We start from the raw sequence: 24,638 nt of genomic DNA on the forward strand, positions 1-24,638 counted from the left end.
GCGTCGCCATGAACACCGGCACCTCCGCCGCCAAGGAGGCCGGGAACATGGTCGACCTGGACTCCAACCCCACCAAGCTCATCGAGATCGTCGAGATCGGCAAGCAGCTCCTGATCACCCGAGGCGCGCTGACCACCTTCTCGATCGCCAACGACGTCGCGAAGTACTTCGCGATCATCCCGGCCATGTTCGCGACCGTCTATCCCGGCCTGGACCGGCTCAACGTCATGCGGCTGCACAGCCCGACCTCCGCGGTGTCCTCGGCGATCATCTTCAACGCGCTGATCATCGTCGCGCTGATCCCGCTGGCCCTGCGCGGCGTGCGCTACCGCCCCGCGTCCGCGGCCTCGCTGCTCAGCCGGAACATCTGGGTCTACGGGCTCGGCGGGCTGGTCCTGCCGTTCCTCGGCATCAAACTCATCGACCTGGCCGTCCAGTTCGTGCCCGGCCTGCACTGATCGCGGAGAGAAGGCGTCACATGCTCCTGCACCTTCCGTCGCTGCTGCGGCAGCACCTGTCGGCCCTGCGCATGCTCCTGGTGTTCACCGTCGTCACCGGCGTCGGCTACCCGCTGGCGGTCGCCGGCGTCGGCCGGCTGGCGTTCCCGCACCAGGCCGACGGCTCGCTGATCGAGGATCACGGCAGGCCGGTGGCCTCCGTCCTGATCGGACAGAACTTCGCCCTGCCGAAGAAGAACCCCGACGACCCCCGGGAACCGCTCCGGCCCGACCCCAAGTGGTTCCAGCCGCGCCCCTCCGCGGCACTGTACGACCCGCTGAACTCCACCGCCTCCAACCTCGGCCCCACCAGCCCCGCGCTCCTCAGCGCGATCGACGAACGGCGGGCCGCCGTGGCCGCGTTCGACGGTGTCGCCCCGTCGGCGGTCCCGGTGGACGCCCTGACGGCCAGCGGCTCGGGCCTCGACCCGGACATCTCCCCGGACTACGCGTACGAACAGGTCCAGCGCGTGGCGCGGGAGCGCGGCCTGCCGCCGCAGCGGGTCGCCCGCCTCGTCGCCGCGCACGTCCAGAGCAGGGAACTGGGCTTCCTGGGCGAACGGCGGGTCGACGTCGTCGAGCTCAACCAGGCCCTGTCCAAGGCCGGTTGACGACTTCTCGGGTCAGCCCCTGGTGTCGAGGGCCGACCCCACCTGGTCCGCGAGGGTCACCGCGACCAGCCGCGCCTGCAGGGGCGGCGTCACCCCCGGGGTCGGCCGGAGCATGAAACGGCCGAGGAAACGGCCGTTGCCGAAGGCCCGCAGTTCGATCTCCTCGGCGGGGAGGCCGTGCCGCTCGACGTCCCACGTCCGCCGCCCGACCACCACGGACCCGTCGGGCTCCAGCCGCGGCGGGTGCCCGAGCAGCGTGCCGTACTCGAAGCGGCACTCCCGCAGCGTCAGCAGGTCGACGAGCTCGCCCCGCACGTGGTCGACGACCGCGGCGCTCGACTTCGTCGACTGCGCCAGGTCGGCCGTCGCGTGCAGCCGGGCGAGGTAGCCCGCGTCGGTGATGGCGACCACCTCCAGGCGCCGGGCGCGGGCGGCCAGTTGCGAGACGGCCACGCCCACGAGCAGCAGCAGGACGGCGGTCCTGATGTCGGCGGACTTGGTGATGGCGAACCGCTCGTAGGGCCGGGTGAAGAAGAAGTCGAACCAGGCCGCGGCCGACACCGCCGAGAGCACCCCGGCGGGCCGGTGCCCGTTGGCGGAGACGGCCACGACGATGACGACCAGGACGAGGGCGACATCCGTGTTCGAGAGGGTGTCGCGCAGTGGCACGAGCACCGCCGCCACGGCGAGCGGTGCGAGCAGAGCGGCCACGAGCGCGATGCGGTCCCTGTGCTGCCGCACGTATCCAGGCATGCGCCACACCTCCAGTCCTGCGTCCAGCATGCCCCTCCGGAGCCTCCCGCGACAGGAGGCTCACCCCGCCCGGTGCGCCGCCGTCGGGAGGCTGAGGGTCACCGAGAAACCGTCCGCGGCCGTGGGCTCCAAGGTGCCGCCCATGGCCTCGGCGAGGTCCCGGGAGAGCCGCAGGGCCAGGCTGGTGGCCCGGTCTCCGCGCACACCCGGGGAGCCGGGGTCCGTCCCGTCGGTCACGCGCACGGCCAGCCGGCCGGCCAGCACGTCCGCGGTGAGGGTGGGCGACCGGTCGGCCGGGCTGTTGCGCAGCGCGTCGGCCGCGAGGGCGGTGAGCGCCCGGGTGAGGAGGGCCGCGTCGGCGATGACGTCGGGGAGCTCCTCCGGCAGGGACAGCCGGAGGGTGTGGCCGCCGGGCCCGAGGTCGTCCAGGACCGTGGTGAGCACCTCGCCGACGTCGACGGGGCGGAGGTAGAGGTCGAGCGCCCCCGCGTGCAGCCGGGCGAGGTCGTCGAGGTCGGTGACGAGCTGCCGGGCGCGGGCCACCGACGCCCGCGCGGACGCGAGCGGCGGTGCCCCGTCCGGGCCGGGCCGGCCGTGCAGCCGGTCGAGGGCGTCGGCCGCCGCGCCCAGGCAGGCCCGCAGGTCGCGGGCAGCGACGTCGAGCACGGAGGCACGGGTGCGCTCGGCGGCGGCCAGGGTGTCCGTCTCGGCGGCCCGCCGGGTGAGCCGTCCCTGGGCATGGGCGACGCCGAGTTGCGCGGCGCACGCGGCGAGGATGCGCCGGTCGTCGGCGCTCAGGCCATGGCCGCGGGCGGCCAGGGTCAGGGCCTCGTCGACGGGGCACTCGACGTCGGCCTCGTAGGGCCGTTCCGGGGGCCGCGGCCCGGCGCTCGCGACGACGAACCAGCGGGGCCGGGCACCGGATCCCGGGTCGCGTTCGAGGAGGCTGACGGCTGTGAGGCCGAAGTTCTCGCGGATCTGCTCGACGAGGGACGGCAGGTCCCGCCCGTGCGTCATCGCGGTCGCCAGCCCGCTCAGCGCCTGGGCCTCGGAGGTGGCGCGGAGCGCCTCGTACGTGCGGCGCGCGGCCGTGCCCGCGGCCGTGCCGACGAGGGCGGCGACGGCGACGAAGACGGCCAGGGCGAGGACGTCGTCGCCGCGCGCGATGTCGAAGGAGTGCCGGGGCGCGGTGAAGTAGTAGTCGGCGAGCAGCCCGGCGGCCACGGCGGTGAGCAGGGCGGGCCACAGCCCGCCGACGAGGGCGGCGACCACGACGACGAAGAGGTAGAGCAGCAGTTCGCTCGCGAGGTGCGGGCCGCCGCGGAGCCGGGTCAGGAGGAGGGTCAGCGCGGGCAGGGCCGCGGCGGCGCCGGCGGTGGCGAGCCAGAAGCGGCGGCGGCCGGTGCCGTGGCCGGGGTGCGGCAGGCCGGGGGCGGCGGAGCCCGCCGCCTTCTCGTGGGTGACGATGTGCACGTCGATCGGTCCGGAGCCGTGGATCGTCCGCTGCCCGACGCCCGCGCGCAGCAGGGAGGACAGCCTGCCCCGGCGGCTCGCGCCCAGGACGATCTGGGTGACGTTCTCCGCCCGCGCGAACTCCAGCAGGGCCTGGACGACGTCGTCGCCGGTGGTCTGGTGGAAGCTGCCGCCCAGTGCCTCGACGAGCGCGCGCTGTTCGGCCAGGACGGCGGGGTCGCCGCCCGGGAGGGCGTCGCCGGGCACGACGTGGAGGGCGAGCAGTTCGCTGCCCGGGGTGCGCGCGGTGATGCGGGCGGCGCGGCGGATGAGGGTCTCGCCCTCCTTGCCGCCGGTCAGGCCGACGAGGATGCGCTCCCGGGTCTCCCACGCGGCGGCGATGCCGTGCTCCGCGCGGTAGCGCTGGAGCCCTTCCTCCACCCGGTCGGCGAGCCACAGGAGGGCCAGTTCGCGGAGGGCGGTGAGGTTGCCGACGCGGAAGTAGTGGGTGAGGGCGGCCTCGATGCGGTCGGCCGGGTAGACGTCGCCGTGCGTCAGGCGGCGGCGCAGGACCTCGGGCGGGAGGTCGACCAGTTCGATCTGGTCGGCGCCCCGGGCCACCTCGTCCGGCAGCCGCTCGCGCTGCTTGACGCCGGTGATCTGCTCGACCACGTCGTTGAGGGACTCCAGGTGCTGGATGTTGAGGGTGGTGACGACGTCGATCCCGGCGTCCAGGAGTTCCTCTACGTCCTGCCAGCGCTTGGCGTTGCGGCTGCCGGGCACATTGGTGTGGGCCAGTTCGTCGACGAGGGCGACCTGGGGGCGGCGGGCGAGCACCGCGTCCAGGTCCATCTCGGTGAACTCCGCTCCCCTGTGGACCATGGTGCGGCGCGGCAGCGTCTCCAGGCCCTCCGCCAGGGCGGCCGTGAGCCGGCGCCCGTGCGGCTCGGCGATGCCGATGACGACGTCGGTCCCCTGGGCCCGCAGCCGCTGCCCCTCCTGGAGCATGGCGTAGGTCTTCCCCACCCCGGGTGCGGCCCCGAGGTGGATCCGCAGTCTTCCGCGCGCTGCCATGGGCGGGCTCCCGCCGGTTCGCCGGTGGCCGTGCGGCCACCGGTTCCATGGTGCTCCGGCGGCGGGGCGGGCGCCGGGGCCGACACGGCGCGGGTCACCTCAGGGCGGGCCTGCGGCCGTGCGGGGCGGTGTCGTGCGCCGGGGCGCCGACGGCGTAGTGCACGTACTCGCGGATCAGGCGGAAGCCCGACGCGGCGGCGAGGCCGCGGCTGGGGTGGTTGTCGCGGGAGCAGGTCCAGCTCGCGGTGCGGCCGCGGGCGGTGATGTCGGCGCAGAGGGCGCGTACGCAGGCGGCGGCCAGACCGCGGCCGCGCTCCTCGGGGAGGGTGGTGACGGCGATGTCCTCGTACCGGCCGCCGGTGAAATAGGTGCAGGCGAGGGAGAGCAGCCGGGTCCCGCGGAAGGCGCCGACGGCCCGGCCCGAGGCGGCGAGGCCGTACGGGCCGCCCCAACTGGCGGCGATCCACGCCGGCTCGGCGCCGAGGTCCCGGACGGCCGGGGCGTCGCGCGGGGTCAGGCGGCGTACGGTCACGCCGGGCGCCGGCCGTACGGCGGGGGCGGGGTCGTGGTGGACCCAGATCATGCGCTCCCACGGCACGATCCGCTCGAACGCGGCGCCGAGGACGGGCAGGAAGCGGTCCGGGGCGGCGATGTGGCTGTGCGCCAGGGGCGCGAGCCCTTCCGGGCGCGTCGGCCGGGGATCGCCGCCGAGGATCGCGTACCCCGCGCAGGACACGGCGGCGGCGCGGGGCCGCGCGGGGTGGTCGGCCCACCAGCGGCCGTGCCCGGTGGACCGTACGTGTTCGGGGAGCACCCCGAGGCCCGGGTGGCCGGTGGCGAACCAGGAGGTCCACGGCCCGGTGGCCGCGGCGGGACGAAGAAGCTCGATCACGGGAACCGCTCCGCTGGTGCGTGGGGAGCGGGCGGGGCGGAGCCGCTGTCCGGCTCCGCGCCGCCCGCCGACCATGGGTGACACTACGTCAGCAATTGACCTTCTTGCCGTGGTTGGCGCTCTTCTTGCGGCGGGCCTTCTTCTTGCGGGCGCGCTTGGACACCTGTGTTTTTCCTTCTTTCGGGTGAGATGAATTCGGGTTTCAGGCGGACTTCGCGACCAACTGGTCGGCGAGTTTGCACAGTCGGCGGACCGTGCGCTCCTCCAGGGCCACGGGGGCCGCCGGGGAGAGCGCGGTGCGGTCGTAGTAAGCGCCGGGGACGAGTTCGGTCGCCGGGTCGCAGAGGCGTGCCACCCGCTCGGCGCCCTCGACGGCGGAGTCGCCCTCGTGCGCGTACAGAGGCAGCAGGGCGGTGTCGCAGACGCCGGGGTGCACGCTGACGGAGGTCCAGGGCGCCTCTTCGCGGGCGAAGATCGTCAGGGCGAGCTGGGACTGGGCGTACGCGGCGAGGCGGGAGTAGCGCTTGGTGCGGTGCGGGTCGCCCCAGGAGATGGACGCGGTGCGGTGCATGGCGGAGGACACGTTGACGACGCGGCTGCCGGGGCGGGCGCCGAGCGGGCCGGAGAGCTCGTGGGTGAGGAGGTAGGCGGCCAGGAAGTTGACCTGGAGCGAGAGTTCGTTGCCGTCGGCGGTGAGGGTGCGGCGCTCCGGGGCGGCGCAGGCCGCGTTGTTGACGAGGACGTCCAGCACCGGGTGCTCGTCGGCGACGCGCGCGGCCATGGCCCGCACCTCGTCGAGCCGGGAGAAGTCGGCGACGGCAAGGCGCAGCCGCAGGGTGTCGGCGCCGGCCGCCACCAGACGGGCGACGGCGTCGTCCCCGGACGCCTGGTCCGGCGCGTGGACGACGACCGTGTCACCTCGCCCGGCGAGCAGGCGGGCGGTCTCCCATCCGATGCCGGAGGTGGCGCCGGTGACCAGCACGGTCCGGGAGGCGGGCGGGACAACTGAAGACATGGTGATCCACTCCGGGAAACGGGTGAAACGGCAGCTCCCGTCAGGGTGATGGGCTGCCGTGGTGGTGGGTGCGGCCGGGCTGAACGCGGCCGCCTGTGCGAACGGTGCGTCAGCGCACCGGGAGCGAACAGGCTGCGGGACCGGGCGTCGCCGTATGAGGCGGCCGGTCGTCATGGCGCAGACGGCTGTTCACAGGGATATCGAATGCGCCGGGCGGCCCGGACTCAAGCGACACGCACGATCCCTGACGCGCCCCTGACGCTTCCGTCCGCGGCGCCGGACGGCCGGGTCCGTGGCACCGGACGGCCGGGTCCGTGGCACCGGACGGCCGGGGCGAAACCACCGACCCGGCAGCCCGCATATCACCGCATACACCCGATATCCGGCATACCCTCGGCCCGTGCTCAACCTGACAGGTCTCCTCAAGCGGCTCGCCATCGGTCCCGCCATGCGCAGCGAAGAGCTGCACGAAACGCTGCTGCCCAAGCGCCTCGCCCTGCCCATCTTCGCCTCGGACCCGCTGTCGTCGGTGGCCTACGCCACGCAGGAGATCCTGCTGGTGCTCACCCTCGGCGGCCTGGCGTACCTGCACTTCACGCCGTGGATCGCGGCGGCGGTCGTGGGGCTGATGGCGGTGGTGGTGCTCTCGTACCGCCAGGTGGTGCACGCCTATCCGAGCGGTGGCGGCTCGTACGAGGTCGTCTCGACGAACCTGGGCGCCTCGGCGGGCCTGGTCGTCGCCGCCTCGCTGCTCGTCGACTACGTGATGACGGTGGCGGTGTCGGTCGCCTCGGGCGTGGACAACATCATCTCGGCGGTGCCGCGGCTGGCGGACCACCGGGTGGCGATGGCGATCGTGTTCGTCGCCCTGCTCACCGCGGTGAACCTGCGGGGCGTACGGGAGTCGGGCCGGGCCTTCGCCGCGCCGACGTACCTCTTCATCACCGGGGTGCTGATCATGGTCGGCACCGGCCTGGTGCGCTATCTGCTCGGGCACGCGCCGACGTCCGAGAGCGCCTCGTTCGGGGTCACGGCGAAGCCCGCGGACGCGGGGCTGGCGGGCTTCGCCCTGGTCATGCTGTGCCTGCGGGCCTTCTCCAGCGGGTGTACGGCCCTGACGGGCGTGGAGGCGATCTCCAACGGCGTACCGGCCTTCCGCAAGCCGAAGTCGAAGAACGCGGCGAGCACCATGAGCATCATGGGCATCATCGCGGTGGTGATGTTCGTGGGCGTCACCGCGCTCGCGCTGATCACCAAGGTGCACATCACCGAGGACTCCTGCCGGCTCACGGGCCTGCCGGGCGACTGCGGCTCGTACACCCAGCGCACCGTCATCGCCCAGCTCGCGGCGGCCGTCCTCGGCGGGGAGAACAGCGTCGGCTTCTACGTCATCCAGGCCGCGACCGCCCTGGTGCTGATCCTGGCCGCGAACACGGCGTTCAACGGCTTCCCGCTGCTGTCCTCGATCCTCGCCCAGCACCGCTATCTGCCCCGGCAGCTGCACAACCGCGGCGACCGGCTCGCCTTCTCCAACGGCATCCTCGCCCTGGCGATCACCGCGGGCCTGCTGCTGTGGTTCTACAACGCGGACGTGACCAGCCTCATCCACCTCTACATCCTGGGCGTCTTCACGTCCTTCACGCTCTCCCAGACCGGCATGGTCCGGCACTGGAACCGCGAGCTGCGCGCCGGGGCCGACCCGGAGGTGCGCCGCCGCGGGCAGGTGGCCCGGGTCATCAACGCGCTGGGCGCCGTGGTCACCGGGCTGGTGCTGGTGATCGTGCTGGCCACCAAGTTCACCCAGGGCGCCTGGCTGGCGGTGGTCGCCGCGGTCGTGCTGTGGGTGATGATGCGGGGCATCCGCCGCCACTACGACGCCGTCGCGGCCGAACTCGTGGTCACCGATCCGCGCGCCGAACTCGTCCGGCCCTCGCGGGTGCTGGGCATCGTGCTGGTGTCCACGATCCACAAGCCGACGCTCCGGGCGCTGGCCTACGCCCGCGCCTTCCGGCCCGACCAGCTGGAGGCGCTCACCGTGGCCGTGGACCGGGGGGAGACCGCCGGGCTGGAGCGGCAGTGGGCGGAGCTCGACGTGGACGTGCCGCTGAAGGTGATCGACTCGCCGTACCGGGAGATCACCCGCCCGGTCGTCGAGTACGTGCGCTCCGTCCGGCGCACGAGCCCCCGGGACGTGGTCGCGGTGTTCATCCCCGAGTACGTGGTGGGCCACTGGTGGGAGCACCTGCTGCACAACCAGTCCGCGCTGTGGCTCAAGAGCAGGCTGCTCTTCACGCCCGGGGTGATGGTGACGAGCGTGCCCTGGCAGCTGACCTCGTCCACCCGCGCCGACCACCCGGCCCGCCGCGCCCCGGGTGCCACCCGCCGCGGCGAGCCCGCCCCGGGAACGCAGCGGCCCGTCACCCACGACACGAGGCCGGGGGACGGGCCGGAGAGCTGAGCGCGGGCAGGCGCTACGGACGGGCGGCGGGCTCGGCCCGGCGGGGTCCGGGCACGGCCGCGTCGGCCGGGTCCGCCGCGTCGAGGACCGGGTCGGGGTCCGGGAGGCCCGCCTCGTGGGCGCGGACGCCGGCGCGCACGGCCCAGAAGTAGAAGCCCAGGGCCGACAGGCCCACCAGCGCGATGTCGAGGCCGCCCGGGATCACCCCGTGGCCGCCGAAGTCGGCGCTGCCGAGCGCGGACAGCAGCGCCAGCCACAGCAGGAAGCCGATCATCCACCAGGCGGGCGCGAACTGGGCCCGCATGTTCCGCTCGCCCCGGCGGTACAGCACCACCGCGGCGATCGGCACGGAGACCAGGGTGAGGAGGGCGACCTTGCCGGTGTTGGGCCACCGCGACCAGTACAGGGCGCACGCGGCGAAGGCGAAGGTGACGGGGCAGAGCACCTTGGCGGCGGGGAGCCGGAAGGGGCGCGGCAGCTCCGGCTTGGTCTTCCGGAAGACGCCGACCGCGATCGGGCCCATGAGGTAGGAGACGACCATCGCGGCGGAGACGACGCTCGCGAGCGCCTCCCAGCTGTGGCCGATGGTGAGGAGCAGCAGTACGGAGAAGCCCAGGTTCAGCCACATCGCGGGGCGGGCGACGCCGTAGCGGGGGTGCACCTCGGCGATCTTCTTGGGGAAGAAGCCGGTCTCGGCGAGGTTCTGCGCCAGGTATGCGGACGACGCGACGTTGCCGATGTTGGCGCCGGACGGCGAGATGAAGGCGCCGAACTGGAGCATGGTGACGACCCAGTGCAGCATCAGCAGCTTGGCGAGGTCGGCGAACGGCGAGGCGAAGTTGATGCCGCTCCAGCCGCCGGCCCGCGCGAGGGTCTCCGGCGGTACGGAGCCGAGGAAGGCGATCTGGAGGGCCAGGTAGATCACCAGGCCCAGGGAGAGGGCGCCGACGAGGGCAAGCGGGATGGCGCGGCCCGGGTTCTTGGCGTTGCCGCCGAGGTTGACGACGGCCTGGAAGCCGTTGAAGGCGAAGACGACGCCCGAGGCGGTGACGGCGGTGAGCACGGCGGACCAGCCGTTGGGGGCGAAGCCGCCGTGCTCGGTGAAGTTGCCGGTGTGGAAGCCGGAGGCGATGAGCGCGGCGACGGCCAGGACCGGGATGGCGAACTTCACCAGGGTCAGGATGTTGTTGGCCCGCGCCAGCAGCGCGACCGACCAGTAGCAGGCCAGCCACAGGGCGACGGTCAGGAAGAGGGCCACGGCCATGCCGCTGCCGGTGAGCCGGCCGTCGGCGACCAGGCCCTGCGCCCAGCCGAAGCTCCAGGACGACATGTACTGGGTGCCGGCGATCGACTCGATGGGGATCAGGGAGGCCGTCGCGATCCACACCGCCCAGCCGGTGACGAAGCCGAGCACCGGGCCGTGCGAGATGGAGCCGAAGCGGGCCATGGCGCCCGGCAGCGGATAGGCGGCGCCGACCTCGGCGTACGACATGGCGATCATGCCGATGAAGATCGCGCCGATCACCCAGGCGACCAGGGCCGCGGGCCCGGCGACCTGGGCGGCCTGGCCGGCTCCGAAGAGCCATCCGGAGCCGAAGATGGACCCCAGCCCTATCATGATCAGGGCGAAGAGGCTGAGGCCCTTCCGGTTGGCCGCGCTCACATCCACGATGTGCGTTCCGTTCTGCCTGGAGACAAGGACAGGAAGCCCCTATGCGCCTCTCCGGCATACGGCCGCCAGGCCCCGTTTCATCGGCTCGCGGAGCGGAACCGGGTTGCACGCGACGGACCCCGAAGGGATTCGATCAGCGGTTGCCCTGGGCTCGGCGACGACAGGATGATCGAGAACGCAATAGCGGTGCGGGACATACTACGCCAACCATCGGTAACAGCCCCAATCGGCCGGTGCCCCGTACCCGGGTCAGGAGGACTCAGGAGGACAGGGCCCGGCGGATGAGGTCGACCAGATGCGCGGGGTGGGCGGCCTCGTCGTAGAGATCCAGTTCCACGGGGGCGGCGGGGGCCCCGCCGCCGAGGCGCAGCAGGGACCACGCGGCGTGCTCCCGGTGGAACGACCACTCCTCGCCGCGGCGGGTGAGGCGGATCTCGCAGCGGCAGCCGGGCCCGGGGCCGTCGACCGGGTGGTGGTCGACGAGGGTCGCGCCCGCGCCGAGCAGGTCGGCGACCCGGGCGAGGGTGTCGTGCGGGTCCGTGGGCAGGGGCAGCCGGGGCCGGGCGGCCCGGAGGGTGGCGACGACGGTGGCGGCGTGCTGCGCCACGTGCGCTTCGATCTCCCGGGAGGCCGTGTGCAGGCGGTCGTCGACGCCCGTGCTGATCACGGCGTCGCCGCGGTCGGCCATGCGCCGCACCGCGCCGCCCAGTTCGCGCAGGGCGGCGGCGCCCGCCTCCAGCTGCGCGAAGAGCGCGGAGGCGACGGCCGCGGCCTGCTGCGGGGTGTACAGCGCCCACTCCTGCCGCAGCAGGGGGTCCAGGGCCCGCGCGGCCTCGGTGACGGTGCAGGCGAGGGTGAGGGTCTCGGCGGGCCCGTGGGGGCCGCACTCCGCGGCGAGCCGGATCTCGTCGGCGAGGCCCGCCGTGTACGGCTCACCGGCCGCCTGCCGCCAGGGTTCCCGCCAGTCCTGTGCCATGTCGCGCTTCCTCACTGTCCACTGTCCACTGTCTCCGGTCTCGGTCTCGGTCTCGGTCTCGATCTCGGTTTTGGTCTCGGTCTTGGTCTCGGCGGGGAGGCGCTGGAAGCCGCCCCGGTAGAACAGCAGCGGCCGGCCGTCGCCCCGGTGGTCGAACTCCTCGACCCGGCCGACGAAGAGCGCGTGGTCTCCCCCGTCGTACTCCGCCCAGGGCGAGCAGGCGATGGTGGCCAGCGTGTCGGGGAGCCGGGGGGCGAGGCCGGCGGCGGGCCGTACCCAGCGGGGTACGGCCGCGGCCGCGCGGCCCGCGAAGTGCAGGGCGAGGCCGTCCTGCCCCTCGCGGAGGACGTTCACGGTGAACGGCCTGCCCTTGAGGTGGCGGCCCGCCTTGCTGTCGCGGTGCAGCGAGACCAGGACCAGCGGCGGGTCCAGCGACACCGCGGTGAAGGCGTTGACGGTGGCGCCGTGCGGGGCCCCGTCCCCCTCGCAGGTGACGACCGCGACGCCGGTGGCGAAGTGGCCCAGGCAGGCGCGCAGTCGCCGTGCGTCCGCGGCCATGGCTAACCGGCCGCCCCGCGCCGCCGGCCGGCCGCGGGCAGGTCGAACCAGAGATGGACCTGGCCGGTGCCGATGCCGCTCTCGTACGCGCTGAAGCGGCGGCCCCGCGCCCGGCACTCCGCGCCGCCCAGGGCTCCGGCCAGCATCAGGTAGTGGCCGAAGCGGGCTTCCGGGGCGAAGCGGCGGTACTCCGGCATGGTGGCGACGACCCGGTCGTGGCGGCCGTCCTCCAGCCAGGCGATGCGCTGCTCGTCCGCCGCGCGCGCTTCGGGGGTGACGATGTTGTCCGGGTCGCCGGACATGCGGGAGCGCAGTTCCGCCAGCGGACGGAAGCGGTGGGACAGCCCTCCGGAGGCGAGCAGCAGCACCTTGCGGTCGAGGTGGCCGACCGCCTCCGCGATGACCTCACCGGCCTGGAGGTAGTCCTCGGTGGTCGCGGTCTGGCAGACGGAGACGGAGAGCCAGGGCGTGCCGGGCCGCCCGAGGTACGTCCAGAGGTTGATCGTCGCGTAGTGGACCGGCAGGTACGGGTCGTCGTTCGCGGCGAGCCACAGCGCGCGCTTGTCCGCGAATTCCGCGACGGCACCGGCCAGTTCCGGATCGCCGGGGAGGTCGTACGGCAGCCGGTTGATCGCGCCCGGCATCTCGTCGGAGGTGAACAGGCCCGCGCGGCGGGGGTGGGCGGTGATCACCGTCTCGGTGGTCGTCGCCCAGTGGGAGTCGAGGACCACGACGGCGTCGTGCCCGGACGGGTCCACCACGTCCCGCCGGAGCCGTTCGAGCCCGGTCGCGAGGGTGAAGTCGCGGCCGCCGTTCTCCTTGATCCGTATCTGTTCGGGGAACATGATGACGGGCGCGTGCGAGAGCAGGCCCGCACCGACGATGTCGCCCATGGGCGGTCTCCTTTCGGGACGGTCTCAGGGGAATTCCGGGACGGTCTCAGGGAATTTTCGGGACGGTCTCAGGGGATGAGGAGGAGCTTTCCGGAGGTGCGGCGGGCGGCGAGGTCGGCGTGCGCGCGGTGCGCCTCGGCGAGCGGGTAGGTTCCGGCCACGGTGAACGTCAGCGTGCCGTCGGCGATGCCGCGGAACACCTCGCCCGCCCGCCACTCGAACTCCTCGGCGGTGGCCCGGAAGTGCTCCAGGTAGGGCCGGGTCAGGGTCAGCGAGCCGCCCCACAGCAGCCGCATCGACGGGTAGGCGGCCTTCTTCCGGCGCAGCACGGACTCCGGCAGCAGGTCGGCGGCGGCCTCGCGCAGCAGGCCCTTCTCCTGGCCGCCGACGGTCTTCATCTCCCAGGGGACGTTGAAGACGTACTCGACGAGGCGGTGGTCGCAGAACGGCACCCGGCCCTCCAGGCCGGTGGCCATGCCCATGCGGTCCTTCTTGTCGAGCAGGATGGGGAGCCAGCGGGTCAGGGTGAGGTGTCCGAGCTCGCGGGTGCGCCGCTGCCCGTCGTTCTCGCCGTCGAGGTGCGGCACTTCGGCGAGCGCGGTGCGGTAGAGGTCGGCCTCGTACTCCCCCAGGTCGATGCCGTCGATGAACCAGGGGTGGAACAGCGAGCGGGGGTCGAGGCCGCGGTGGGCGCCGAGCCCGAGCCAGGGGAAGGTGCCGGCGCTCCGGGCCCCGGGGTCGGAGAACCAGAGGTAGCCGCCGAAGACCTCGTCGGCGCCCTCGCCGGACAGGGCCACGGTGGCGTGTTCCCGGACGGCGGCGAAGAGCAGGTGGAGGGAGACGTCGAGGTCCGCGAAGTTGAACGGCAGGTCCCAGGCGCGGAGTACGGTCGCGCGGACGGCCGGGGCGAGGAGCCGGGCGCGGTCGAGGACGATCGCGTGGTGGTCGCTGCCGATGTGCCGGGCGACCTCCAGGGCGTAGGGGCCGTCCGGCGTGGGCCGGATGGGGTCGGCGACGAAGTTCTCGGTGTGGCCGGTGAAGTCGACGGAGAACGTGGACAGTCGGCGCCCTTCCGCGGCGCGGGTGCGGGCGGCGAGCGCGGCGACGGCGCTGGAGTCGAGGCCGCCGGAGAGCAGGGAGACGAGCGGCACGTCCGCGGCCATCTGGCGGGGCACGATGTCGTCGAGCAGCTCGCGGACGGTGGCCACGGTGGTGGGCAGGTCGTCGGTGTGCGGGCGGGACTCCAGGGCCCAGTAGCGCTCCTCGCGGATGCCGTCGCGGCCGGCCCGCAGCAGGTGGCCCGGCCTGAGTTCGCGCATGCCGCGGAAGGGGACGCGCCCGGGGGTGCGCAGGAACAGCAGCGCGTCGCAGAGCTCCTCCGCCGAGGCGCTCGCCCGCACCAGGGGGTTGGCGAGGATCGCCTTGGGTTCGGAGCCGAAGAGCAGGCCGTCGGGGGTGGGGTGGTAGAAGAGCGGTTTGACGCCGAGCCGGTCCCGTACGAGCAGCAGTTCCTCGTGGCGGGTGTCCCAGACGGCGAGGGAGTACATGCCGTTGAGGCGCTCGGCGAGGCCCGCTCCCCATTCCAGGTAGGCGCGCAGCGCGACCTCGGTGTCGCTGCGGGTGGTGAACCGGTGCCCCTTCAGGGTGAGTTCCTCGCGCAGCTCGCGGTAGTTGTAGATCTCCCCGCCGTACGAGACGACCGCGCGGGGCAGCCGTCCGGGGCCGCGTTCGGGGCTGCGCATCGGCTGGGTGCCGTGTGCGAGGTCGATGACGGACAGCCGCCGGTGGCCCAGCGCGACGTGGGTGTCCGTCCAGACGCCGCGGGCGTCCGGCCCCCGGGCGGTCAGGGTGTCGGTCATGGCGTCGACGACCGGGGTCTGTGCCGTGAGGTCGCGGGCGAAGTCGACCCAGCCCGTGATGCCGCACATGTCACACACCATCACTTTCGTTCCAGGGGCCGCGGCGCCAGCCGTCGAGGTCGTAGTCGTCGAGGCAGTCCTGCACGAACGCCTCGTAGCGGGCGAGGCTGCCGCGCTTGGTCGCCCACTTCAGGGCGTCCAGCCGGACCTGTTCGCCGTTGCCCGAGTAGTTGCGCTCGTACAGCTCGTGCCGGCCGCCGAACTCGGTGCCGATCGCGTCCCAGACCAGCTTGAGCAGCTTGATCCGGTCGAGGGCGGTGGTGTCGGCGCCGCGGTAGAAACGGTCGATGAGCGGCCGGAGTTCGGGGTTGGCCAGGTCGCGGCCGCTGGAGGGGACGGCCAGGGGTGCCCCGCCGAGGGTGGTCTCGAAGAGCTCGTGGACGCGGTCCCACACCTGGGCGTTGTACATCCGCATCGCGGAGGCGTGTTCCAGCCGGGGGACGACCGTGTCGCCGCTGCCGGGTTCGGGGTCGTGGGCCATCGCCGTGGTGAGGGCCCACACCATGTCCCGCATGGTGATCAGCTCGCCGACGGCGGCCTGCACGCCGCGGAACGCGTCGGTGCCGTTGGCCCTGGTGCCGCGGGCGAGCAGCCCGGCCATGAGCTCCAGTTTGACGCTCAGCCGGGTGCCGGACTGGAAGTTGTAGAGGTTGGGGAAACCCGAGGAGGCGTAGAAGCCGGTGGCCCGCCGGATGTCGCGGTATACGAGGACGTCCTCCCAGGGGATGAGTGCCTCGTCGAGCAGGAGGACGCTGTCGTTCTCGTCGAACCGGCTGCTCAGCGGGTAGTCGAAGGGGCTGCCACCCCGCGCGTACGGGGTGCGGCAGACCAGTTTCACCCCGGGGTTGTCCATGCGGACGAAGAAGACGAGGGCGAACGCCTCCGCCCTGCCGGGGGCGAGGGCCGCCGAGCCGACGGGGGCGACGAACCCGGCGTTGGTGATGGCGGAGCCGGTGGCCAGCATCTTCGCCCCGCTGACGACCACTCCGGCATCCGTCTCGCGCACGGCGTGCACGAAGACGTCCTCCATGTCGTGGACGGCCCGCTTGCGGTCGACGGGCGGGTTGATGATGACGTGGTTGAGATAGAGGGCCTTGCTCGCGAACTCCCGGTACCAGGCGGTGGCGTTGGCGGCGTACGGCCCGTAGTAGTCGGCGCCCGCGCCGAGGCCCGCCATGAAGGACGCCTTGTACTCGGGGGTGCGGCCGAGGAAGCCGTAGCCCATCCGCGCCCAGGCGGCGATGGCCTCGCGGGCCTCGACGAGCTCGGCCGCGGACCGGCTGGGCCGGAAGAACTTGTGGGTGCGGATGCCCGTCGCGGTGTCGACGCCGGTGAGCACACCGGCGGTGGCCGGGTCGTGCAGGGCGTCGTAGAGCCTGGCCACGGACAGGGCGGGGTTGCGGAAGGCGGGGTGCCGGGTGACGTCCTTGACCCGCTCGCCGTCCAGGTAGACCTGGCGGCCGTCGCGGAGACTCTCCAGGTAGTCCTCGCCCGTCATGAGCGCGCCGGTGGCGGTCATCGCACCAGCCCCGGGTTGGCCAGCGGCGGGGTGCCGAGCACCTGGACGCGGCGCAGGTGCCGTGGGGCGCCGCTGGTGAAGGCGTTGCGGCCGTGCAGCAGCGCGTGGTTGTCGGTGATGACGAGGTCACCGGTGCGCCAGGAGTGGGCATAGAGGTGCGCGGGGTCGTGGAGCGCGGCGCGCAGAGTGCGGTGGGCCTCGGCGAGTTCCCCGTCGGGGAGGCCGGAGAAGGTGATGTCGGGGTGGTTGACGAAGCCCGCGTCGTCGGCGGCGGTGGGCTCGTTGTAGCGGATGACGGGGGCGCCGTGCACGGGGTGGGTGTCCACGACGGGCGCGACGCAGGTGCTGTCGTAGTACTCCATGGCCCGGTGGTAGGTGCCGGTCATCTTCGCCCACTGCCCGGCGGTCGCGGGATCGGTGTGCTCCAGGACGGCGGTGGTCCGGGAGAACGTCGTCTCGCCGCCGTTGCCGGTGCCGGGCGCGTGGACGCACTGGAACACCTGGAACTCGGGGACGTGTTCGCGGTACATGCCGTCCCAGTGCATCGGCATATAACTGGAGTCGAAGATGTGGTCCTCGGGCTGTTCCTTCTCGACCAGTTCGAGCACGGTGCCGAACGGCCAGACGCTCAGCTCGCCCCAGCGCTCGCAGTACGCGGAAAGCTCGTCCGGTCCGGCAAAGGCGTCGAAGCCGCGGAGGAGGACGAGGTGATGCTCCCGGACGAACGACCGCAGGGTCCCGACGTCGAGACCGGCGACGGCGACACCGGGCTCCGACGCCCGTATCGCCAGCCCGAAGGGCGAGATCGGAAAAATGTCTGTGGGCATGCCACTTCCTGTGGGGTAGGGGGTACGCATATGGAGGGGCTGCGCCCCGAAAGGGGCGCGGGGAACTGCGCGACCAGCCACAGACGACCAGCAGCCGCCAACCGGGCTCTCCGGGCAGACACTTGGGCGCCCAGCACTCAGGCGCGAGCCCGAACCGCACGCTCCAGCACGTAGTGCGTGACACGCCCCGCCCGGAACACAGGCAAGGCGCCAGCCGCCAAGGCTTCGGCGCGCTTCATGAGAGTGAAGCGCCCGCCGGTCTCGACGGCGACGCTGTGCCAGGGCGTCAGCCAGGCGTCGGGGGTGTCCGCGAGCAGGATGCCGATCTTGTCCGTGCTGCACGGCTGGGGGTGGATCGACAGGCGTACGGCCGCGGGGAAGAGCTCGTCCAGCAGATTTCCCCAGGCCCGGCTGCGCTGGATGACGCGGTAGGCGAGGTCGCGGCACTTGCGTTGGAGGGCGGAGCGGGTGCCGGTCCAGTGCGGGCCGGAGAGGTCCTCCAGCATGAAGCGGGTGATGCCGCGGTACATGGCCAGCGGCGCGCCGCCCGCCCGTACCTCCGCGCGGAGTTCGTCGAGCGGCGGGGCGTACCCGGCGGTGAGCATGGCGCGCATGTCCTCGTGCCCGGCGCCGCGGTAGACGTCGTCGAGGGCGAACTGTTCGAGGTGGGTGGCCCCGATCCGGGTGATCATGGCGTCGAGGGCGCGGGCGTAGCCGGTGACGTTCTCGTCGCCCACCCCGAGCAGGTCGTTGAAGACCCGTCCGTCGGAGCAGATGGTGATGACCGCGCCCGGCGGGTGGACCTCGGCGATCCGCCCGCACAGCTCGTCGAGGAAGCGCAGCGCGAGTTCCTCCGCCATGTCGGGCAGGGGGCCGCTGACCTTGGCCGGATTGGGGGACTTCACCGGGAACGCGGGCAGGACGAACTCGATGCGCCGTCCGCTTTCCATGGCGCCGCGCACCGCGTCCAGGTGGTGGCGGAGGCACCGCAGGCAGACCCTTCCGGCGCAACCGCCCTCGCGCAGTCTGCGCTGGTGGACCAGGACCTCCCGGATCACTTCCACAGCGGCCAGTTCGATATCGGGTGCGGCGAGATCGGACACCGCGCCTCCCTTCGTGGACTGGCATCCACCGTTCACCCCGCGCGCATGAGAAACGCACAAGAGCCGTGCACGGGCCCTATGCGGGGTCGTGCGCGGCCGCCGCGCCGGCCCCTTCCCGCTGCGCGTGTTCCCGTTGCGCGTACGCGAGCCAGAACGGCATGCCGAGCCTGCGGAAGGCGGCGATCGCCTCCTGGTGGTGGGCGGTGCCCCGGGCGGGGTCGCCGAGCGCGGTGCGGGTCTTGCCGAGCCAGTAGGCGGTGAGCGCCTCGCCGCGGTGCTCACCGATGTCGGTGAAGATCGCCGCGGCCTCGTCGAGCGGGCCGACCGCCCGCGGGGCCTGGTCCGGTCCGAGCTCGACGTGGATCCGGCCGAGCGCCAGCAGCGCGTACGCCTCGCCGGGGCGGTGCCGCAGCAGGCGGTATTCGGCGAGGGCGCGGTGGAGGTGGCGGGCGGCGCGGCCGAACCGGCCCAGGCCGATCTCCGACCAGGCGAGCAGTTGGAGGACGTCGGCGAGGGCGAGCGGTCTGCCGAGCCGTTCCGCCGCTTCCAGCGCGGGTTCCAGCACGGCGACGGCGTCGGCCTCCCGGCCCTGGCAGACGAGCGCGAAGCCGAGGCTGCGCAGGGCGAGGACGCGGCCGTGCGCGTCACCGAGCCCGCCCAGCACCTCGGCGGCGGACTCGGCGTCGGCGTGGGCGAGTCGGGCCATGCCGCGGTCGGCGACCGCGAAGCTCCGGTGGATCCGCAGCCAGGCGGCGTGCCGGGACTCGCCCAGCTCGTCCAGCCGCTCGACGGCCGCGCCGAACCGGGTCACGGCGTCGTCGACCCGGCCGCGCACGGCGGAGGCACGGGCGAGGGAGCCCTGGGCGAGGGCGGCGGTGACCTGGTCCCCGTCGGCTCTGGAGCGGTGGAGCACGGCCCGCGCGGCCCGTTCCCACTCGTCCCACCAGTTCCGCAGGTGGCAGACCTCCTCCATGGCGGCGGCGAGTTCGGCGGCCCGGTCCCCGTAGCCGGAGCTCGCGGCGAACTCGACGGCGGTGACCAGTCCGGCCCGCTCGCCCTCCAGCCAGCCGTCGGGGTCGCCCATGCCGCCGCAGGTGGCGTCGGGGGTGCCGCCGCGCACGAGCTGGTCGCGGGCCGTGCGCAGCCGGGCGAGCCAGCCGTCGAGGGCGCGGGCCACGGCGGCCCGCCGCCAGGACGGGGGTTCCTCGTCCCGGGCCCGTTCGGCCGCGTGGGCGTGCACCACGTCGTGCACGCGGTAGCGGGGGCGCCCCTGGTCGTCGGTGCGGACGACCTGCACCAGGTTCGCGTCGAGCAGGGCGTCGGTCGGCCGGTCGGTGTCGCGGGCGTCGAGCAGGGCGGCCAGCTCCCAGCCGGGGAACTCCAGCGACGGGAGCAGGCCGATGGCCCGGAAGGCCTTGGCGGCCTCGGGGGCGAGCTCGCGGTAACCGGCGGCGACGCAGGCGCGGACGGCGTCCGTCGTGGCATCCGGCGTGGCGTCCGTCATGGCATCCGTCGTGTCCTGTGTGCCGGACTGCCGTTCCCGGGTGCCCTGTTCGCCGGCGAGCCGGTCGGCGAGGCACCGGACCCGCAGGTCCGGGCGGCTCGCGAGCCGCGCCCCGGTCACCCGCAGGGCCAGCGGCAGACCGGCACAGCCGTCCAGCACCCGCTCGGCCGCCCCCGGTTCGAGCGCGAGGCGCTGCGGGCCGACGATGCGTCCCAGCAGGTCGCGCGCCTCCTTGTCGTCGAGCGGGGCCACGTCGACCAGGTGCGCCCCGGCCGGGCCGGCCGCCCGGTCCCTGGTGGTGACCAGGACCGCGCAGCCGGGGATGCCGGGCAGCAGCGGGCGGATCTGGGCCTCGTCCCGGGCGTCGTCGAGCACCACCAGCACCTTGCGGCCGGTCAGCAGCGAGCGGAGCGTCGCGGCGCGGTCCACCGTGGCCTCCGGGAGGGACGAGACGGACACGCCGATGCTCAGCAGCAGTTCCGCGAGGAGCTCGCGGGGTGCGCGCTCGGGGCCGCGGGCCCCGTCGAGGCGCAGGAACAGCCGGCCGTCGGGGAAGGTGTGCCGCATCAGGTGGGCGAGCCGGGTGGCCAGGGCGGTCTTGCCGACGCCGGGCGGCCCGGCGAGGACGACGACGGGCGCCGCCTGTGCCCCGGCGCCGTTCGGTGCCGTGGCGGCCGCGGGTTCGAGCAGTGCGGCGACCCTCGGCATCACCATGTGTCTGCCGACGAAGTCGACGGTGTCGGAAGGGAGTCGGTGCACCGGCTGCCAGGCGGGTGCGGGCCGTACCGGCTGGACGGGGGCGGGTTCGGCGCCGAGCAGCGTGTCCCTCGTCAGGACCGCGCGGTGCAGGCGGCGGAGTCCGGCGCCCGGTTCGAGACCCAGCTCGTCCCGCAGCGCGGCGCGTGCGAGGGTGTACGACTCCAGCGCGTCCCCGGGGCGCTGGGAGCGGTACTGCGCGATCATCAGCTTGGCCCACAGCGACTCGCGCAGCGGGTGCCGGGCCACCTGGGCCTGCAACAGGCCCACCATGTCGTGGTGTTCGCCGAGTGCCAGGCGCGCGTCGGCGTAGTCCTCGAAGGCGGTGAGCCGTGCCTCTTCGAGCCGGGCGGCCTCGATGTGCAGGGCGTCGTGCTGCACCAGTCCGTCGAACGCGTCGCCGCGCCACAGCTCCAGCGCTTCCCGCAGGTGACAGACGGCCACCCGGTGGTCCCCCGCGGCGAGCGCGGCCCGGCCCCGTGCGACGAGCCTCTCGAACCGGAGCAGGTCCACCTCGTCGGGGAGCGCCCGCAGTTGATAGCCGCCGTGCCCCTGGCTCAGCCGCTCCCCGCCGGAGTCGGGGTCGAGCACCCGGCGCAACGCGGCCGCGTAGCTGCGGACGTTGGCCTGCGCCGAGGCCGGCGGGGCCTCGCCCCAGATCGCGTCGCACAGCCGGTCCGCGGTCACCGCGGTGTTGGCGTTCACCAGCAGCACGGCCAGCAGCGTCCGCTGCTTCGGCCCGCCGAGCGGCAGCACCCGCCCGTCGGCCACGGCCTCCAGCGGTCCCAGCACCTTGAACTCGACGCGCGGAAGCCCCGTCCGCTCCACCCGCTCCACCCGCGAGACCGCCTTTCTCCCGACCGCACGACGGAACACGTGCGCGCACTGCCGTAGCTGTTTCGAACACCGATGGCCTGACCTTACGGTGCGCGGCGGGGGCGGTGCCGTGGCCGGTCAGGGCAGCAGGCGCTGTTCCTTCGCCACGGCCACCGCGCCCGCTCGCGTGTCGACGCCCAACTTGTCGTAGATCCGGCCCAGATGGGTCTTCACGGTGGCCTGGCTGATGAACAGCGCGCGGGCGATCTCGCGGTTGCCGAGACCGTGGGCGAGTTGTCCGAGGATGTCGAGTTCGCGGGTAGTCAGGGTGGGCCGGGCCGCGCCGCGCATACGGCTCATGACGCGGCTGGCGACGGGCGGGGACAGGGTGGTGCGGCCCTGGGCGGCGGAGCGGATCGCCGCGAAGAGCTCCTCGGGGCGTTCCGCCTTCAGCAGGTACCCCGTGGCGCCGGCGGCGATCGCGCGGGTGATGTCGGCGTCCGTGTCGTACGTGGTGAGGACGAGGACGTGGACGCCGGTGCCCGAGATACGGCGGGTGGCCTCCACCCCGTCGATGCCGGGGCCGAGTTGAAGGTCCATCAGCACCACGTCCGGCGCGAGCTTCGCCGCGGCGGCCACCGCCTCCTCGCCGCTGCCCGCCTCCCCCACCACTTCGATGTCGGGTTCGCTGCCGAGCAGGGCGAGCAGTCCGGCGCGGACGACCGCGTGGTCGTCGCAGAGCAGGATGCGGACGGGGGTTCGCGTCATGGCAGTGGTTCCAGGGGGATCGCGGCGGACAGGACGGTGCCTTCGCCGGGTGCCGATTCGACGGTGAGGGTGCCGCCGAGCTGTCGTACCCGGGCGTGCATCGCGGGCAGCCCGTGGCCCCGTGCGCCGGGTGCGGGCGCGGCGGCCGCCGCGTCGAAGCCGCGGCCGTCGTCCGCGACGTCGAGGACCACCTGGTCGCCGAGGTAGCTGAGGGTGAGTGCGGCCGTCGTGGCCCCGGCGTGCTCGCGCACGTTCGCCAACGCGCCCTGGGCGATGCGCAGCAGCGCGGAGCCGACCCGGTCGGGGAGCGGGCGGAGCGGTGTGCCGTCGACGTGGCAGCGGACGGTGAGGGTGCCGGACTCCGCCGACTCGCGGGCGGCCAGCGTGCGCAGGGCCTCGTCCAGGCCGCCGCCGTCGGCGAGGTCGGCGGGTGCCAGGTCGCGCACGAAGCGGCGGGCCTCCGCCAGGTTGCGTTCGGCGATCGACCCGGCGGTGCGGACGTGGCGGTGGGCGGCCTCCGGGTCCGCCGCCCACACGCGGTCGGCGGCCTGCAGCAGCATCCGCTGGCTGGACAGGCCCTGGGCGAGGCTGTCGTGGATCTCCATCGACAGCCGCTGCCGCTCGGCGAGGGTGCCCTCGCGGCGCTCGGTGGCGGCCAGTTCGCGCCGGGTGCGGAGCAGGTCGTCGATCAGCTGCCGCTGCCGGTCGGCCTGGCGCTGCATATGGACGAAGACGGCGGCGGCGATGGCCGCGACGGCGGGCGGCGCGAGGACCAGGTTGGGGTCGAAGCCGTGGGCCGACAGCTTCAGCTGGGCGGCGACCACGAAGGCGGTGAGGACGGCGACGAGGGTGAGCGCCGCGCGCGGGGGCAGGGTGCGCAGGCCCGTGAAGAACAGCGGCACCGCGCACCACGCGAAGCTCGGCGCGAGCACGACCAGGACCATCCAGACGGCCACCACCGCGACCAGCCAGCCGAGCGTGCGCGGCGTACGGCGTGCGCCCGGCGCCGGACCGAGCACGTACAGCAGGGCCAGCCCGGCGGACAGCGCGATGATCCAGGGAGTGCGGGGCTCGCCGGGGTGCCGGATCAGGAACCGGGCCAGCGAGGCCCCGAGCAGGAGGAAGAACGCGGCGTGCATGACGACCGCGAGCCGGCGCTCGCCGGGGACCGCGGCGCCGGGGGCGGGGTCGTGGAGGCCGGGTGCCACCGTTGCCCCGGGGGCCCTTTCCCCCGGCTCTCCTTGCCGCATCTCCAACGCTCCTCACCTGCGCATATGTACTCATCCTCACCCGGTTCGGCCACCCCCGCATCAACCGATCGGACGACAAGGGGGTCGGCCGACCCGCGCGGCGCGAGCAGCCGGTGGGCCGAGGCCCGGGGCCCGGGTCCGGCCCGAGGATCGAACCATGAACACCACCAAGAAGTTCCTGACCGTCTCCGCCGCCGCCATCGCCGTCGCCGCGGCCGCCGGTGCCGCCACCGCCGGTGCCGCGGCCACGCCGGCCGAGGCCAGGAGCACGGTCAAGGCCGACGCCGCCGACGGGAACCTCGCCCGGTCGACGCACCTGACGATCGCCGCCGCCACCAAGGCCGCGCAGGCGAGCCTCGACGCCGCCGAGAAGGAGGGCCAGAAGGTCTCGGTCGCCGTCGTCGACCGCGACGGCAACACCGTCGTCACGCTGCGCGGCGACGGTGCGGGCCCGCAGTCGTACGGGTCCGCCGAGAAGAAGGCGTTCACCGCCGTCTCCTGGAACGCGCCGACCTCCGTCCTGGTGGGCCGCCTCTCCCAGACCCCGAACCTGAAGGACATTCCGGGCACCCTGTTCCTCCCGGGCGGTGCGCCGGTCCAGGCGAAGGGCGCCCCGATCGCGGGCGTCGGCGTGGCCGGCGCCCCGAGCGGCGACCTCGACGAGAAGTTCGCGCAGGCGGGCGTCGCGGCCCTGAACAAGTAACTGAACAAGCAACCGAACCCGGACAAGCAACCGGACAGGCAGCGGCGGACGGACCGCACGCGCGGAGTCGCCGGAGCGGGATCAGCGGTCGCTCTTCCCGCTCCGGAGTTCGGGGGGCAGCGGTGCGGGGCTCAGGTGCGGGAGGACACTGAGCGCGATGTCGACGAGGCACTCCTGCTGTTCGCGCGTGAGGTGGTCCAGGAAGTAGCGCCGGACGGCGTCCACGTGCGCGGGCGCCGCGGCGCGCAGGATCTCCGCGCCCCGGTCGGTCAGTACGGCGTGGGCCCGGCGCGGATCGGCCGCGTCGTCCGTCCGTTCCACCAGTCCGCGTTCCTGCATGCGACGGATCTGGTGGGAGACCCGGCTCTTGGACCACTGGGCCTCGGCGCACAGTTCGCCCAGCCCCATGCGGCGGCCCTTCGCCTCGGAGAGCAGTACGAGGACCGTGTAGTCGGCGCTCGACAGGCCGGCCTTGCGCAGGTCCTGTCCGAGGCGCGCCTCGAGCATCTCGCTCATGGCGATGTATCCCCGCCACGCCCGCGTCTCGTCCCGGTCCAGCCATTTCGTCTCGCTCACGGGTTCACCCTAGTGAACCGGGCGAGCCGCCCTCCAGCGTGATGCG

Annotated in this window: 19 protein-coding genes and 1 pseudogene; 4 read left to right on the forward strand and 16 right to left on the reverse strand. The window is 73.6% G+C overall.

Annotation, left to right across the window (positions count from 1 at the left end; translation table 11 throughout):
• Nucleotides 1-458, forward strand: a pseudogene (locus ACWD4A_RS24860) (potassium-transporting ATPase subunit B); the annotation flags it as partial.
• Between the two features lie 20 nt (nucleotides 459-478).
• On the forward strand, nucleotides 479-1,108 hold the full coding sequence (kdpC, locus tag ACWD4A_RS24865) for a potassium-transporting ATPase subunit KdpC (protein ID WP_451197292.1): 630 nt from the start codon (nucleotides 479-481) through the stop codon (nucleotides 1,106-1,108).
• A 12-nt stretch (nucleotides 1,109-1,120) separates the two neighbouring features.
• On the opposite strand, the gene ACWD4A_RS24870 is transcribed toward kdpC, so the two are convergent.
• The 5 genes from ACWD4A_RS24870 to ACWD4A_RS24890 form a co-directional block, all read right to left on the reverse strand.
• Nucleotides 1,121-1,861, reverse strand: coding sequence for a DUF4118 domain-containing protein (locus ACWD4A_RS24870; RefSeq protein WP_451197294.1), 741 nt, complete (start codon nucleotides 1,859-1,861; stop codon nucleotides 1,121-1,123).
• Between the two features lie 60 nt (nucleotides 1,862-1,921).
• Nucleotides 1,922-4,387: a DUF4118 domain-containing protein gene (locus tag ACWD4A_RS24875; protein WP_451197295.1), complete on the reverse strand. Its 2,466-nt coding sequence runs from the start codon at nucleotides 4,385-4,387 to the stop codon at nucleotides 1,922-1,924.
• A gap of 94 nt (nucleotides 4,388-4,481) precedes the next feature.
• On the reverse strand, nucleotides 4,482-5,279 hold the full coding sequence (locus ACWD4A_RS24880; RefSeq protein WP_451197296.1) for a GNAT family N-acetyltransferase: 798 nt from the start codon (nucleotides 5,277-5,279) through the stop codon (nucleotides 4,482-4,484).
• An 88-nt stretch (nucleotides 5,280-5,367) separates the two neighbouring features.
• Nucleotides 5,368-5,442 (reverse strand): 50S ribosomal protein bL37, encoded by a 75-nt coding sequence (locus ACWD4A_RS24885; protein WP_451197339.1) that lies wholly within the window; start codon nucleotides 5,440-5,442, stop codon nucleotides 5,368-5,370.
• A gap of 39 nt (nucleotides 5,443-5,481) precedes the next feature.
• Nucleotides 5,482-6,294: an SDR family NAD(P)-dependent oxidoreductase gene (locus tag ACWD4A_RS24890; RefSeq protein ID WP_451197297.1), complete on the reverse strand. Its 813-nt coding sequence runs from the start codon at nucleotides 6,292-6,294 to the stop codon at nucleotides 5,482-5,484.
• Nucleotides 6,295-6,742: 448 nt separating this feature from the next.
• On the opposite strand from ACWD4A_RS24890, the gene ACWD4A_RS24895 reads away from it, so the two are divergent.
• A complete protein-coding gene (locus ACWD4A_RS24895) occupies nucleotides 6,743-8,752 on the forward strand; it encodes an APC family permease (RefSeq protein WP_451197340.1) in 2,010 nt (669 codons plus the stop codon).
• A 13-nt stretch (nucleotides 8,753-8,765) separates the two neighbouring features.
• Here the strand turns inward: ACWD4A_RS24895 and ACWD4A_RS24900 are convergent, their stop codons facing one another.
• From ACWD4A_RS24900 to ACWD4A_RS24945, 10 genes are all read right to left on the reverse strand, one after another.
• Nucleotides 8,766-10,421, reverse strand: a complete 1,656-nt coding sequence (locus ACWD4A_RS24900; RefSeq protein WP_451197299.1) for an APC family permease — start codon at nucleotides 10,419-10,421, stop codon at nucleotides 8,766-8,768.
• 262 nt (nucleotides 10,422-10,683) lie between these two features.
• Nucleotides 10,684-11,958, reverse strand: coding sequence for a flavin reductase family protein (locus ACWD4A_RS24905; RefSeq protein ID WP_451197301.1), 1,275 nt, complete (start codon nucleotides 11,956-11,958; stop codon nucleotides 10,684-10,686).
• Nucleotides 11,959-11,960: 2 nt separating this feature from the next.
• Complete coding sequence (locus ACWD4A_RS24910; RefSeq protein WP_451197302.1) at nucleotides 11,961-12,851, reverse strand: DODA-type extradiol aromatic ring-opening family dioxygenase; 891 nt, start codon at nucleotides 12,849-12,851, stop codon at nucleotides 11,961-11,963.
• Between the two features lie 68 nt (nucleotides 12,852-12,919).
• Nucleotides 12,920-14,779, reverse strand: coding sequence for an asparagine synthase (glutamine-hydrolyzing) (gene asnB, locus ACWD4A_RS24915; protein ID WP_451197304.1), 1,860 nt, complete (start codon nucleotides 14,777-14,779; stop codon nucleotides 12,920-12,922).
• 1 nt (nucleotide 14,780) lies between these two features.
• Complete coding sequence (locus ACWD4A_RS24920; RefSeq protein WP_451197305.1) at nucleotides 14,781-16,289, reverse strand: 4-hydroxyphenylacetate 3-hydroxylase family protein; 1,509 nt, start codon at nucleotides 16,287-16,289, stop codon at nucleotides 14,781-14,783.
• Nucleotides 16,286-17,116 (reverse strand): TauD/TfdA dioxygenase family protein, encoded by an 831-nt coding sequence (locus ACWD4A_RS24925; RefSeq protein WP_451197307.1) that lies wholly within the window; start codon nucleotides 17,114-17,116, stop codon nucleotides 16,286-16,288. The genes ACWD4A_RS24920 and ACWD4A_RS24925 overlap by 4 nt, the downstream gene beginning before the upstream one ends.
• Before the next feature lie 137 nt (nucleotides 17,117-17,253).
• Nucleotides 17,254-18,219: an L-tyrosine/L-tryptophan isonitrile synthase family protein gene (locus tag ACWD4A_RS24930; RefSeq protein WP_451197309.1), complete on the reverse strand. Its 966-nt coding sequence runs from the start codon at nucleotides 18,217-18,219 to the stop codon at nucleotides 17,254-17,256.
• A 76-nt stretch (nucleotides 18,220-18,295) separates the two neighbouring features.
• A complete protein-coding gene (locus ACWD4A_RS24935) occupies nucleotides 18,296-21,316 on the reverse strand; it encodes a BTAD domain-containing putative transcriptional regulator (protein ID WP_451197311.1) in 3,021 nt (1,006 codons plus the stop codon).
• A gap of 117 nt (nucleotides 21,317-21,433) precedes the next feature.
• A complete protein-coding gene (locus ACWD4A_RS24940; RefSeq protein WP_451197312.1) occupies nucleotides 21,434-22,063 on the reverse strand; it encodes a response regulator in 630 nt (209 codons plus the stop codon).
• Nucleotides 22,060-23,313, reverse strand: a complete 1,254-nt coding sequence (locus ACWD4A_RS24945; RefSeq protein WP_451197314.1) for a sensor histidine kinase — start codon at nucleotides 23,311-23,313, stop codon at nucleotides 22,060-22,062. Before ACWD4A_RS24945 ends, ACWD4A_RS24940 begins: the two co-directional genes overlap by 4 nt.
• A gap of 157 nt (nucleotides 23,314-23,470) precedes the next feature.
• Here ACWD4A_RS24945 and ACWD4A_RS24950 point away from each other — a divergent pair, with 157 nt between their 5' ends.
• Entirely contained in the window at nucleotides 23,471-24,016 is a 546-nt protein-coding gene (locus tag ACWD4A_RS24950; protein ID WP_451197316.1) for a GlcG/HbpS family heme-binding protein, read from the forward strand.
• 81 nt (nucleotides 24,017-24,097) lie between these two features.
• On the opposite strand, the gene ACWD4A_RS24955 is transcribed toward ACWD4A_RS24950, so the two are convergent.
• Nucleotides 24,098-24,592 (reverse strand): MarR family winged helix-turn-helix transcriptional regulator, encoded by a 495-nt coding sequence (locus tag ACWD4A_RS24955; RefSeq protein WP_451197318.1) that lies wholly within the window; start codon nucleotides 24,590-24,592, stop codon nucleotides 24,098-24,100.
• Nucleotides 24,593-24,638 lie beyond the last annotated feature (46 nt).

The sequence above is a fragment of the Streptomyces sp. NPDC002537 genome (assembly GCF_053594975.1).